Origin of the sequence: Amylibacter sp. SFDW26 (assembly GCF_009184395.1) — a bacterium.
In the GTDB taxonomy this organism is placed as follows: Bacteria; Pseudomonadota; Alphaproteobacteria; order Rhodobacterales; family Rhodobacteraceae; genus Amylibacter.
In genome coordinates this window covers 51,532-63,991 of sequence record NZ_WEIC01000004.1, presented here as the reverse complement: position 1 = coordinate 63,991, position 12,460 = coordinate 51,532, and the positions used below count along the sequence as shown (strand labels likewise).

At 48.6% G+C, this 12,460-nt stretch carries 13 protein-coding genes; 7 read left to right on the top strand and 6 right to left on the bottom strand.

Going from position 1 to position 12,460, the window contains the following annotated elements:
- The first annotated feature begins 78 nt into the window (after positions 1-78).
- Complete coding sequence (gene trpS, locus F9L33_RS11960) at positions 79-1,101, top strand: tryptophan--tRNA ligase (protein ID WP_152143035.1); 1,023 nt, start codon at positions 79-81, stop codon at positions 1,099-1,101.
- Between the two features lie 132 nt (positions 1,102-1,233).
- Positions 1,234-3,132 carry a PhoX family phosphatase gene (locus F9L33_RS11955; RefSeq protein ID WP_152143034.1) on the top strand — a complete coding sequence of 633 codons (1,899 nt, stop codon included), beginning with the start codon at positions 1,234-1,236 and terminating at the stop codon, positions 3,130-3,132.
- A gap of 78 nt (positions 3,133-3,210) precedes the next feature.
- Here F9L33_RS11955 and F9L33_RS11950 read toward each other — a convergent pair whose 3' ends face one another.
- The 4 genes from F9L33_RS11950 to F9L33_RS11935 all read right to left on the bottom strand — a co-directional run bounded on the left by F9L33_RS11950 (position 3,211) and on the right by F9L33_RS11935 (position 8,245).
- Positions 3,211-4,512, bottom strand: coding sequence for a UDP-glucose/GDP-mannose dehydrogenase family protein (locus F9L33_RS11950; RefSeq protein WP_152143033.1), 1,302 nt, complete (start codon positions 4,510-4,512; stop codon positions 3,211-3,213).
- 98 nt (positions 4,513-4,610) lie between these two features.
- Positions 4,611-5,996 carry a HAMP domain-containing sensor histidine kinase gene (locus F9L33_RS11945; RefSeq protein ID WP_152143032.1) on the bottom strand — a complete coding sequence of 462 codons (1,386 nt, stop codon included), beginning with the start codon at positions 5,994-5,996 and terminating at the stop codon, positions 4,611-4,613.
- 90 nt (positions 5,997-6,086) lie between these two features.
- The gene (locus tag F9L33_RS11940; RefSeq protein ID WP_152143031.1) at positions 6,087-7,502 is read right to left on the bottom strand and encodes an NAD(P)/FAD-dependent oxidoreductase; all 1,416 of its coding nucleotides are present in this window, start codon (positions 7,500-7,502) and stop codon (positions 6,087-6,089) included.
- A 2-nt stretch (positions 7,503-7,504) separates the two neighbouring features.
- A complete protein-coding gene (locus F9L33_RS11935) occupies positions 7,505-8,245 on the bottom strand; it encodes a TVP38/TMEM64 family protein (protein WP_152143030.1) in 741 nt (246 codons plus the stop codon).
- A gap of 296 nt (positions 8,246-8,541) precedes the next feature.
- On the opposite strand from F9L33_RS11935, the gene rpmH reads away from it, so the two are divergent.
- Together rpmH and rnpA are read left to right on the top strand one after the other, a co-directional pair.
- The gene (gene rpmH / locus F9L33_RS11930; RefSeq protein WP_152143029.1) at positions 8,542-8,676 is read left to right on the top strand and encodes a 50S ribosomal protein L34; all 135 of its coding nucleotides are present in this window, start codon (positions 8,542-8,544) and stop codon (positions 8,674-8,676) included.
- 27 nt (positions 8,677-8,703) lie between these two features.
- On the top strand, positions 8,704-9,105 hold the full coding sequence (gene rnpA / locus F9L33_RS11925; protein WP_152143028.1) for a ribonuclease P protein component: 402 nt from the start codon (positions 8,704-8,706) through the stop codon (positions 9,103-9,105).
- An 11-nt stretch (positions 9,106-9,116) separates the two neighbouring features.
- Here rnpA and F9L33_RS11920 read toward each other — a convergent pair whose 3' ends face one another.
- Complete coding sequence (locus F9L33_RS11920; protein WP_152143027.1) at positions 9,117-9,863, bottom strand: hypothetical protein; 747 nt, start codon at positions 9,861-9,863, stop codon at positions 9,117-9,119.
- Between the two features lie 179 nt (positions 9,864-10,042).
- On the opposite strand from F9L33_RS11920, the gene F9L33_RS11915 reads away from it, so the two are divergent.
- From F9L33_RS11915 to F9L33_RS11905, 3 genes are all read left to right on the top strand, one after another.
- Complete coding sequence (locus tag F9L33_RS11915; RefSeq protein ID WP_152143026.1) at positions 10,043-11,176, top strand: aminotransferase class I/II-fold pyridoxal phosphate-dependent enzyme; 1,134 nt, start codon at positions 10,043-10,045, stop codon at positions 11,174-11,176.
- A complete protein-coding gene (yidD, locus tag F9L33_RS11910; protein ID WP_152143025.1) occupies positions 11,173-11,394 on the top strand; it encodes a membrane protein insertion efficiency factor YidD in 222 nt (73 codons plus the stop codon). The genes F9L33_RS11915 and yidD overlap by 4 nt, the downstream gene beginning before the upstream one ends.
- Before the next feature lie 102 nt (positions 11,395-11,496).
- A complete protein-coding gene (locus F9L33_RS11905; RefSeq protein ID WP_152143024.1) occupies positions 11,497-11,697 on the top strand; it encodes a hypothetical protein in 201 nt (66 codons plus the stop codon).
- On the opposite strand, the gene F9L33_RS11900 is transcribed toward F9L33_RS11905, so the two are convergent.
- Positions 11,698-12,222: a DUF3833 domain-containing protein gene (locus F9L33_RS11900; protein ID WP_152143023.1), complete on the bottom strand. Its 525-nt coding sequence runs from the start codon at positions 12,220-12,222 to the stop codon at positions 11,698-11,700. It abuts the gene before it with no gap.
- Positions 12,223-12,460 lie beyond the last annotated feature (238 nt).

Below are 12,460 nucleotides of genomic sequence, written 5' to 3'. Positions count from 1 at the left end.
GTGCCCTTTTAGTTGACGCCGCGCATTTGTGGCGCGATAAGCCTAAAACCTTATTACTCTAGGCGGAGCAAGATTACTATGACCGAAGCGGCCTTCACACCACGTGTTTTCTCAGGCATCCAACCATCTGGGAACCTGACGCTTGGCAACTACCTAGGCGCCGTTAAGCGCTTTGTGGAAATGCAAAACAGCGGCATCGAAACCATCTATTGCGTGGTCGACATGCACGCCATCACCGTCTGGCAAGACCCAGAAGCTTTGCGCCGCCAAACACGCGAATTGACCGCTGCCTATTTGGCCTGTGGCCTAGACCCGAAAAAATCCATTCTGTTTAACCAAAGCCAAGTGTCTGCACATGCAGAACTCGGCTGGTTATTCAACTGCGTCGCCCGCCTTGGCTGGATGAACCGCATGACGCAATTCAAAGACAAAGCTGGTAAAAACGCCGAAAAAATGTCGCTGGGCCTATACGCTTATCCATCCCTGATGGCGGCAGACATCTTGGCCTATAAAGCCACGCATGTCCCTGTGGGGGAAGACCAGAAACAACATGTTGAACTAACTCGTGATATTGCAAATAAATTCAACCACGATTTCAAAACGAATTTCTTCCCAGAGCCAGAACCAATCATTGATGGCGCTGGCACACGCGTGATGTCTTTGCGCGATGGATCCAAGAAAATGTCAAAATCTGATCCATCCGATATGAGCCGCATCAATATGACAGATGATGCCGATGCAATTGCCAAGAAAATCCGCAAAGCCAAAACTGATCCTGAACCGTTACCAGACAATATGGATGGCCTTGCAGACCGTCCAGAAGCCCGCAACTTGATCAACATCTATGCAGGCATTTCAGGGCAAACACCTGCCGAAGTTCTGACAGAGGTTGCAGGGCAACAGTTCGGCCAATTCAAACCATTATTGGCAGATCTAGCCGTCGCACATCTTGCCCCAATCGCAGATGAGATGGGCCGACTTATGGCTGACCCTGCCGAAATCGACCGTATCTTGGGCGATGGTGCAAATCGTGCCGCTGAAATCGCAGAACCAATTTTGGCAGATGCTTACGATATCGTTGGAATGATCCGCAGCCGCTAAGGTTACAAATCTTTCATAATTCTGTAACGTGGGCGCATCATGAATGAACCCACGTTGTTACATATCATCCTTAATCTTTTGTTAAGGCGATTCCCTTGGGGATTTACCGAAACAGTTTAAGGATTATCCACCATGAAAGATACGAACATCACCCACGACGAATTGTCATTTGACGAATTCGACGAAATAAACAGCCCACGCACCGAAGACCCACAATTTGACGCCGTAGTTGACGCCGCAATTTCACGTCGCGGCTTCCTATCAGGCGTTTTGACATTTGGCGCAGGCACATTTGTGATGGGTACATCCAGCCTTGTGAATGTTGCAGAAGCAGCAACAGATCGCTTTGGGTTCAAACAAGTTGCAGCCAGCACAGATGATACAATCTCTGTTCCAGAAGGCTACAAATGGGACATGTTGGTAAAATGGGGCGATCCATTATGGTCCGACGCACCAGAATTTGACGAAGCAACACGCGGCACAGCCGCCAGTCAATTGCGTGCCTTTGGTGACAACAACGATGGCATGTCCATGTTCGCAATCGGCAACCGTCACGTTTTGGTTGCCAACAACGAGTACACAAACCGCCCTATCATTTACGGCAACCGCGACAGCAAATTACCCGAAACACCAGATGATGTAGCAAAGGGTAAAGCCGCACACGGCGTAACAGTGGCAGAAGTCCACAAAGTTGGCGAAAACTGGGAAGTGATCAAAGACAGCCCCTTAAACCGTCGCATCACAGCCGACACACCAATGGAATTAACCGGCCCAGCAGCAGGTCATGATCTGTTGAAAACATCTGCCGATCCATCAGGCACACAATCCCTTGGTACATGGAACAACTGCGGTAACGGCGAAACACCATGGGGTACATATCTTGCATGCGAAGAAAACTTCAATGGGTATTTCTCATCATCAGACAAAGAAATGGAATTGCCACAACGTTTCAAACGCTACGGCATCGGTCACGATGACTGGGGCTACAACTGGGCAATGACAGATGAGCGTTTCGACATCTCTAAAAACCCTAATGAACCAAACCGCGCAGGCTACGTTGTTGAAATCGATCCAACAGACCCAACATCAACACCAAAAAAACGCACAGCATTGGGTCGTTTCAAACACGAAAACGCTGATGTTGTCGTGGCACCAAACGGCAAAATCGTTGTCTATATGGGTGACGACGAACGCGGCGAATTCCTATACCGCTACGTTTCAAACGGTTACTATGCCGAAGGTGGCGATACAGAAGACCTGTTAACAGATGGTATTCTATATGCTGCGAAATTTACCGACGATCAACGTGGCGAATGGCTGGCACTGACACCCGAAACAACAGGGCTTTCACAAGCAGAGATTTGTATCCACACACGTCAAGCGGCTTCAATCGTTGGTGCAACAACAATGGATCGCCCTGAATGGGTCACACATAACCCAACACAGATTGAGGCTTATGTTGCTTTGACAAACAACAAAAACCGCGGTGTGAAGCCAAACAAAGGTGGTGATGCAACGCCAGTGGATGGCCCAAACCCTCGTGCGGAAAACAAATACGGTCAAATCTTGCGTTGGGTGCCCGATATGCAAGACCACGCAAACGATGCGTTCAGCTGGGATATATTCGCATTGGCTGGTAACCCAGATGTTCACGACGATGAATACGCAGGCTCTCCAAACATCAACTCTGGCAACATGTTCAACTCCCCAGATGGCATCAGCTTTGACAGCAAAGGTCTGTTATGGATCCAAACAGATGGCAAATATTCAAACGAAGGTGACTTCGCTGGTATGGGTAACAACCAAATGTTGGTCGGCGATCCAGCAACAGGCGAAATTCGCCGCTTCCTTGTTGGGCCAAAAGAGGCTGAAATAACTGGCATCGCATGGTCAGCAGACAGAAAAACCGCATTCGTCGGCGTCCAGCACCCTGGCGAAAAAGGCAACAGCCATTTCCCCAATGGTGGTACCAGTGTTCCCCGTTCTGGTATCGTTGCCATATCCCGTGCGGATAACCAACCAATCGGTTAATCCCACGTAATAAAGCGGCCACCCAGTCCCCGATCCGATCTCGTGGGTGGTCGCAACTCAATAGTTAATATTGGAACTTCACCTTCCCACCCCAACATATTCAAAGCCCGCAGATTGTGCATCCTCTGGATCATAAATATTGCGCAGATCCGCCATCTTTGCCGACTTCATCAAACCTGCCAAACGGCTTAAATCTAATGCACGGAACTCGTTCCACTCCGTGAGGATCACAACAGCATCAGCATCCTGAGCTGCAGCATAAGGATCCTCTTGCCATGTCACAGACGGCAACATCTCTTCGCCTTCTTTACGCCCTTGCGGATCCACCACATACACATCTGCACCAGCGCCCACCAAAGCAGGAACAATCGTCAGCGACGGACTATCGCGCATATCATCCGTGTTCGGCTTAAACGTCACACCATATACAGCGATTTTTTTACCTTTTACCTTATCATCACACAGATACATGATCTTATCGGTCATCTGACGTTTGCGTTCATCATTGATGGCAATCACTTGTTCTACGATCTTAATCGGGCTGGCATGGTCTTGGCCAATACGCGCCAATGCTTTCGTGTCTTTCGGAAAGCACGAACCACCATATCCGGGCCCTGCATGCAGGAATTTTTTACCGATACGATTGTCCATTCCCATGCCCTTAGACACTGACTTGATATCTGCTCCAACCTTTTCACACAGGTTAGCTATTTCATTGATGAACGTAATCTTCGTCGCCAAAAATGCGTTCGCCGCATATTTGATCATCTCAGCACTTTCTAAATCGGTATAAACAATCGGCGCTTCACGCAGTGCAAGTGGACGGTAAATCTTAGCCATCACATCTTGGGCGCGTTCGCTTTCAACACCTACCACAACACGGTCGGGGTGCATGAAATCCTCAATCGCAGCACCTTCGCGTAAAAACTCAGGGTTAGACGATACATCAAAATCCGCATCAGGGTTTTCCGCACGAATAACACGTTCTACTTCGCGGTTCGTTCCAACGGGAACAGTCGATTTTGTTACAATGACCGTATACCCCTGCAACGACCGCGCAATTTCGCGTGCTGCATCATATACATACGTCAAATCCGCATGGCCGTCACCACGACGCGTAGGTGTGCCCACAGCAATAAATACAGCATCGGCGGCCCCAACAGCCGCATCTAATTCCAATGTGAACTTCAATCGTCCAGCCGAAACATTTTTAGCCATCAGTTCATCCAAACCAGGCTCATAAATCGGCACTTCGCCACGTTCTAGTGCTTCTATCTTAGCTGGCAATTTATCAACGCAAACAACGTCATGCCCAAAATCTGAAAAACACACACCTGAAACCAGGCCAACATAACCAGTTCCAATCATCGTTAATTGCATAGAAATGCCCCTACTACTCTTATTTTTTGCTCGCGATTAAGCATAGGATTTTGTCAAAATTAGGGTGAATTGTCTGATTTTGCCAGCGTCGACTTACATCAAACTGATTTTGGCAAATTAATCATAAATACCGTGCCATTTTCGCCAGTAGACACCAATTCTAATGCCCCACCATGGCCTTTAACCAAATCAGCAGAAATCGCCAAACCCAAGCCAGAGCCACCTTTGCGTGCCCCGCCTTCAAACGGCGTAAATAAATTATCCACTGCACGTTTTGGCAATCCAGGGCCATTATCTGCGATTTCAATCGTCCAATGATCGGTTGTTTCGGCGCCAGACACACGAATTTCACCCGGCACATCCCTCAAAGCCAGCACTTGGCGTGCATTACGCACAATATTACTGACAATACGATAAAGCTGCTCACGATCCGCAAACATCCTAACACCACGCTCTACATTCAAACGAATACGAACGTCGGCATCACCCACAGCTAATCGCTCGCCTTCCACAACCTCCGCCAACAAAGGCGTCATCGCGAATTGTGTCAGTTGTGGTGGCGTTTCTTCTGCCTTACCAAAGCTCAGCGTGCTTTCACACAAGTTTACCGCACGAGACAGAGAATTGATTAACTTAGGCGCCGTTTTTTTTACTTGCGGGTCATCACTCATTTCCATGCGATCAGCCAACAATTGTGTGGTCGTCAAAATGTTCCGTAAATCATGACTGATCCGCGCAACAGCACCACCTAGATCCGCCAAGCGACCCTTTTGTTTCAGCGATTGGCTTAGATCAGTTTGCAACGATTGCAACGCCGTTTCCGCTTCGCGCAGTTCAACAGCACCAGCTTGAGGTTGGATAATCTTACGCACATCTTCTGGGTTCGCTGCGTAGCTGCGCATTTGCGACACCAAACGATCAATCGGACGGACCAATAATATCCGCACGGCAATAAACAATAATGCTGCTGTTATGGCAGAGATAAAGGCCGATAACTTCAGAATATTCAACCCATACTCAATCATCGCATCGCGCAACGGCTTTTCATACATCGTAACTTCGATCATTTGGCCAGCCTCTTTCACAGGCTCCCCAATCACACGAATGACGCGGTCTTGGTCTTTCGCCAAAGTCATCATCGCATCACCCATTAACATCATCGCACCAGGGTTACGTAAATCATACGATTGCTCGATGGTCGATCTCATAGGCGACGCCAAAACCAATTGGCGCACAGCATCACGGCGCAATACAACGTTCAATACATCTGCATTGCGTAACAATTCCGCTTCCAACTCGTCATCAACCATATCGGTTGGAGCGGCCAATAAAGCCAAAGATGCGATTTGCGAACGTTCCAAACGTGCTTGCAGATAATCTTCTCGGAAACGTGCAACAGACGGCACAAAGATCAAGACCTCTGCGAGCATCACAAAGATGATCGTCAGTAATAAAAACCGTCCTGAAAGTGACTTAAGAAACATGTTTCCCCTATAACATAATGCATACGATCTAATCTAAGCCATCAAAGATTACAATCAATGGCTTAGACAACAACTATATTACGCTTGCGACTAAAAGCGCTGTACGAACCTAACCACCTTTTTAACAAAGTCGCTCTCGAACAAACGCGGTGTATAATACGCTCCGGCTGCGCGTTTATTGATCTCACCCAATGTCGGATAAGGGGCCACCATCGCCGCCACAGCACCGATTTTCAGCTTATTCGCAATCACCAATGCCCACGTTTGTATCAATTCGCCGGCTTGTGCACCCACAATACTTGCCCCAACTGGCCGACCTTTGACGATCATCACTTTGATCAGACCTGTTGTTGCCAATTCAGAACGCGCACGATCGTTTTCAGCGTATTCAAACCGAACAACTTCTAATTTATCGCCATGTTCTTCACGCGCTTGCGCTTCGGTCAAACCAACCTGCGCCATCTCTGGATCAATATAAGTTGCCCAAGGAATATGCGCAGAGCTTGCTTTTGATGGCAAACCAAACAAGGCGGATTTAATAATAACACCCGCATGATACCCAGCCATATGGGTAAATTGCAGCCCCCCCGCCACATCACCAATCGCATAAACGCGCTTGTTTGTGGTTTTCAGGGATGCATCCACTTTGATCCCACCGCGTGTTGGCTCAATACCAGCAGCCTCTAGGTTTAACTTATCCGTATTCGGCTTACGCCCAACCGCCATCAACAAATGCGAGCCTTTAAAGCTGCGGCCATCTTTGGTCTTAACCGTAATCACATCACCCTTTTGGCTGATCTCTTCTGCCAAAGCGTCCTCTTCGATCACAATGCCCTCAGCACGTAAACGTTCCAAAGCAATCGCAGCCATTTCAGGATCATCTTTACCAAGCGCCTTAAAGCCCTCGATAACAGTCACTTTTGACCCCAAACGCACATGCGCCTGCGCCAATTCCATACCAATCGGACCACCGCCAATCACCAACAGGTGCTTTGGTTGTTCACGCAGTTCAAAGATATCTTCATTCGTATAATGCGTGACCTTATCCAAACCCGGAATGGGTGGCACAAAAGGCGAAGACCCCGTTGAAATCACAAAACGACGTGCAGTGATAATCGTGTCACCCGCTTGTAACTCAGTAGGCGAAATAAACGTGCCGTACTCGGTGATCACGTTCACGCCCAAACCTTCAAACCGTTCCACGCTGTCATGCGGTTCGATCCCAGCAATCACGTTGCGAACATGATCTTTCGCAGCAGCATAATCCACTTTCGGCTTTGCAGGTGCCACACCAAACGGCGCCCCTGTTGTCATCGCATGGGCATGTTTACCCGCAGCAATCAAAGCTTTTGATGGAACACAGCCATAGTTCAAACAATCACCACCCATCTTGCCACCTTCGACAAGTACAACGTTAGCGCCCATTTGCACTGCACCAGCGGCAACAGACAGGCCGCCAGAGCCACCGCCAATGATACAAAGATCAGTTTTAATACGATGAACCATGATTATTTTCCTTTAAATTTTTTCAAAGCGATCGGCAGCATCGCAAGAGCCGCCAATCCTAATAGTGGGCCCAAAACTTGAACCTCAAAAATAATACCCAAATTAGGCGTTTCACCACGTGCAAACACCTCTGACAAGCCAGCACCAACCCATGTGTAAACCACACCACCAGGAATGATACCCACGAATGTTGTCCATACGAACCGTTTCAACTTCACGCCAACAAGTGCAGGCACCAAGTTCGCCACAAAGAACGGAACAGCAGGTACAAGGCGCATAATCAATAAGTAACTCACTTCATCTTCTTTCAGTCCGTCTTTCAAAGCTTTAACAGCCCCTTTAGAACTGTCCATCTTCGCAGACAAAGTTTCACCAAAGCCCATACGCGCCGCACTGAAGATTGCCGTAGCCCCTATTGTCGCTGCAACGATATTATAAACAGAACCCGTAACAACACCGAACAAAAAACCACCAGTTAACGAAGCGATTGCAGCCCCTGGGAGGGAGAAGGCCACAATCACAACGTAAACTGCCACGAAAGCCAAAGACGCGAGGATAAAGTTACCATCACGCCATGCTTTCAGCGCTTCTTGGTTCTCAGCTAATTGTTCAAAGCTCAGATAATCTTTAAGGAAAACAAAGCCTAAAACGGCCATAAGAATAATAACAGCAAACGGCAGCATCCGCTTTAGCGAAAAGCCTTTTGTGTCTGCTTGGGTCTCAGAAGAACCAGAATTTTTCATATCTCTACCAACATTGTTTGGTTGCGTTGACCCTTATTGCGACATTCTATGTGTTGAAGATAGGTACCTCACGTCTGAGTGATCGCAGGTGATTGATTTCCCCTGTTTCATTACAAAAACTGGGGTTCTTGTAACAATCAGGCAAAATAAACCATAGAAAACCTGTAATTCTTGCAATAAAAGCCGCTCAGGCGAATTGACTTACTTCTGTTTCGCGCCTAAACAGCAGCTTCCAAATAGATGGGTTTCGAATCTATTCATGATTCAAGCCGTAAATACCCGATCAGGAGATCGACATGAAACGTACATACCAGCCGAGCAACCTCGTTCGCAAACGCCGTCACGGTTTCCGTTCACGTATGGCGACTAAAAATGGTCGCATCATCTTGAACCGCCGTCGCAACCAAGGCCGTAAAAAGCTATCTGCGTAAGACGCCGACCAAAAGGTCTATAAGATTATGAAACCGTCGAAGGCGACACAAGGCACCCAAAGGGACGCCGGTGAAACGCCTCCGGCGGTTTCTGTTTGTCTAACAGTGATAAAAGAACGCAAAGACTTCTTGGCTTGTAACAAAGGCCCCTACCGTTCTGTACGTGGGTTCATATTACAAGCCCGCAACCGCCAAGACGACAACCCAACCATCCGCGTTGGCTACACTTGTTCCAAAAAAGTCGGAAATGCAGTCGCACGAAATCGCGCCAAACGCCGCTTGCGCGAAATTGCTCGCCTGATGATCCCTACAAAAGGGCGCGCAGGGTGGGACTACGTGTTAATAGGCAAACGCGAAGTCACAGCCATGCGCGACTTCAAAGAACTACAATCTGATCTAAAATATGCATTAAAGAAAGTGCACGAATAACACTGACAGCATTATCGGCACTGAACAGGCAGCTCTTCATAAAGAGGCTTTAAATCTTCTAATAAATATTGTGCGGAAATTGTTTGCCCAGCTCGGGTACTCGCACGAATAGACAAACTGTTCGAAGACCGCATCTGACCAAAAAGCTTAGATGCAGTCCAATCCGCCCGTGGTGCATTATCTATACCCAGCGCTTGGAATATCAAATTATCGATCGTCACCCCGATCCCTTCAAGCGCACCACTTGCCGTCGAATAATCCAATACAGAAACTCTTGTCCAATCTTCAGATGGTGAAAACGCTAATGGAATGACATCCGAAGTATCTAGTTTAAGTTCCACCGTGACCAAAGATACTTTTGTACCTTTATGTGAATTCTTCATTGGCACACCAAAATTTATGGATATCGCTACATCCTTCGCACGACATTCAACCAACATTGTCGGTCTCTTAGGCCCGCTATACGTTTCGGGGAACCCTGTAATACGTTTTGTTTCAGCCCCCGTGAACGGATCCGTACCCGTCGTCAATCTCCATGATTTACTATGACCCGACATCCCGAATAAGAGTATGCCAGCCGCAAGAGCCCCAAAGACACCTAAAACAGCCGCAACACGTTTTTTCTTCACAGGACGATCATCCAACGCAGCCGTTTCAGCATGCGAAGATGGTCTTTGCCCTGCTCTCTTAATCATAGCCATCGAAACGATCGCTACAGCGACAAAGATAATAAATAATAACAAAGCGGCAAAACTCATGAATACAACTCCTAAGCTCTATAAAGCATGTCCTATGACATAAAGCTTTGCAAGCATGGGGAATATACACTTGTTTTCAGGGGTTCCAGAAAACTTTAAGCCGTGGTTCTAGCATTTCAAAACCAATTTACGTATGTCTATGAAACCGAAACTATTTATCAAACTTTTAGGGTTCCCAAATGACCACGCTACCAGACTTCAAGTTGGAAACACATTTCTCAAAGTGGGAATTCAAAGCGCGCTACCACATGACGGCCTCAGACGCGCAAAGCATTTCTATGCGCGAACTCCTTGATATGGCCACACCCGAAGAACGTGCAGAGTTTGATGATCAGTGGCTGGGTTACACGGAAACATTCGGCGCACCAGATTTGCGTGAAACCATCGCCTCGACATTCCAAAACCAAACCGCCCAAAACATCCTCTGTTTTGCAGGCGCCAGCGAAGGCATCTTCGCGGCCAACAACGTAATTCTAGACAAAGACAGCCACGCTTTGGTCGTCACACCAAACTACCAATCGCACGAAGAACTCCCCCTTGCCATTTGCGACGCCACAGGCATCCCGCTTGACCCAAACGACAACTGGTCGCTAGACATCGACCGCGTCGCCGCCGCCATCCGCCCCAACACCAAATTGATGACAATCAACTTCCCACACAACCCAACAGGTGCAATCCTGCCCCTTGATCGCTACATGGCCTTGATCGAGCTGTGCCGCAAACACGGCATCTACATCTTACACGACGAAATCTTCAACGGCCTCGGCCCCACAGGCACAAAACACCTGCCCCTCATCGCCGACGTATACGAACGTGGCCTCTCCTTGGGCGTCACCTCAAAATCATACGGGCTTCCCGCATTGCGCATCGGCTGGATCGCCTGCCAAGACACCGAAATCCTGTCCAAGATGGAACGCCTAAAACACTACCTCTCTATCTGCAACTCTGGCCCCAGCGAACGTCTTGCAAAAATCGCCATCAACCACCGCGATGAACTCCTGAAACGCAACAACGCCATCATCGACGAAAACCTGCCAAAATGGACAGCCTTCTTTGAACGCCACCCAGACCTATTCGATTGGACTGTCCCCGACGGTTCCTGCATGGGTTTCCCCAAATACAAAGGCCCCGAAGGCGTCGAAGCATTCGCCCAATCGCTTGTTGAGCAAAGCGGCGTACTCCTCCTCCCCGGCTCCATCTATTACACCCGCCTAGGCGACACCCCAACCAATCATTTCCGCCTCGGTTACGGTCGTCATGGCCTCGACGAAGGTCTTGCCGCCATGGAAGCACACATTATGAGTAACAAATGACACCACTCGCCTTCCTCTTTTCCTTGCCTGTGAAATTCTACCGCACAGTGATCAGCCCCATGATCGGCAGCAATTGCCGCTATCAGCCCACATGCTCGTCCTATGCATTGGAAGCCCTGCAAAAACACGGCGGGATCAAGGGCGGTTGGCTGGCCCTACGCCGCATATCAAAATGCCACCCATGGGGCGGCAGCGGCATCGACAACGTGCCCGACTAAGCACAAGCAAACTTCCACCGATATAAAATTTTACAGATTTTAAACTTGTCAAATCACCCCGAACGGCTCAATTCATAGGTCCATAACGAGTGCGGATTTACAATGAACACACCTTTTCAAGCCAAAATCAAAACCATCCACCAACGCCTGATCCACAACATGGATTTGATGGACAGCTATGCAAAGTTCGAGGTCACCGCCCGCGATACAATCCCCGAGGCGCTGTTGTATGGCGACAGCATGAAAGCCCTAGACCGCGCCGTAAAACGGTTGAACGAACAACACAAAGCCAAGCTGCAATAACTAAACCTTCTCAAAGAATATAATAACCTCACCAATCAAAACCCCCGCCTTATACATATACGCGCGGTTCAAAACGCGTTTCTCATCCAGCCGCCACATCCAATCGTCAAACCGCACACGCAAGGTGCCATCGGGCACAGGCAAATCAATGCGGTATTTCCAGTTAAACCGATCCCCCTGTTCCACACCTACGGCCTGTCCCAGCACGCCGCCCGCTGTGCCCGTCCAACTATCATCACCTGTTTTGGTTAACACCCAAACACGCTGCTCAGTTGTCTGATCATCATAGGTAAAATCCTCGGTCAACGTCAGGGTTTTACCATCCCAAGTGCTAGTGATATCCACCTCAAACTTACGGCGCACCTTGCCAAACACATCTTGGAATTGACCATAAGCCACCACAGGGCCATCGAAATAAGCTTCCAAATCCAGCTTAGGCCCACCCAAACTGGGATCATCAAAAGAGGGCTTCCCCGCACAAGCAGAAAGGATAAGGGCGGCGCATAAAGCAATAAACTGTTTCATGCCCTTTCTACGGAGCTAAGGGCGAAAAGGATCATTCAAATCACCGCGCCTACCGCACCCAGTCCGTGCAAGGCACGGACAGTACCCAAGACCATTGCTTGCAATGGTCTAGCGGCAGCGTATTGCAAAGCAATGCGCGAGAGCCGATCCCACAGATATTCTTGAAACAACGATCATACAAAACACCACATCCAATCGCACCCCGCTTTTGCTTTTCAAAAGCAGCACCCGATCCGCC

Excerpts from the sequence above, each read along its gene's own strand:
- trpS (WP_152143035.1), top strand. The coding sequence starts at position 79 with ATGACCGAAGCGGCCTTCACACCACGTGTTTTCTCAGGCATCCAACCA.
- F9L33_RS11915 (WP_152143026.1), top strand. The coding sequence starts at position 10,043 with ATGACCACGCTACCAGACTTCAAGTTGGAAACACATTTCTCAAAGTGG.
- F9L33_RS11935 (WP_152143030.1), bottom strand. The coding sequence starts at position 8,245 with ATGAAAAATTCTGGTTCTTCTGAGACCCAAGCAGACACAAAAGGCTTT.
- F9L33_RS11945 (WP_152143032.1), bottom strand. The coding sequence starts at position 5,996 with ATGTTTCTTAAGTCACTTTCAGGACGGTTTTTATTACTGACGATCATC.
- F9L33_RS11905 (WP_152143024.1), top strand. The coding sequence starts at position 11,497 with ATGAACACACCTTTTCAAGCCAAAATCAAAACCATCCACCAACGCCTG.
- F9L33_RS11950 (WP_152143033.1), bottom strand. The coding sequence starts at position 4,512 with ATGCAATTAACGATGATTGGAACTGGTTATGTTGGCCTGGTTTCAGGT.
- F9L33_RS11940 (WP_152143031.1), bottom strand. The coding sequence starts at position 7,502 with ATGGTTCATCGTATTAAAACTGATCTTTGTATCATTGGCGGTGGCTCT.
- rpmH (WP_152143029.1), top strand. The coding sequence starts at position 8,542 with ATGAAACGTACATACCAGCCGAGCAACCTCGTTCGCAAACGCCGTCAC.
- F9L33_RS11955 (WP_152143034.1), top strand. The coding sequence starts at position 1,234 with ATGAAAGATACGAACATCACCCACGACGAATTGTCATTTGACGAATTC.
- F9L33_RS11920 (WP_152143027.1), bottom strand. The coding sequence starts at position 9,863 with ATGAGTTTTGCCGCTTTGTTATTATTTATTATCTTTGTCGCTGTAGCG.
- F9L33_RS11900 (WP_152143023.1), bottom strand. The coding sequence starts at position 12,222 with ATGAAACAGTTTATTGCTTTATGCGCCGCCCTTATCCTTTCTGCTTGT.
- yidD (WP_152143025.1), top strand. The coding sequence starts at position 11,173 with ATGACACCACTCGCCTTCCTCTTTTCCTTGCCTGTGAAATTCTACCGC.
- rnpA (WP_152143028.1), top strand. The coding sequence starts at position 8,704 with ATGAAACCGTCGAAGGCGACACAAGGCACCCAAAGGGACGCCGGTGAA.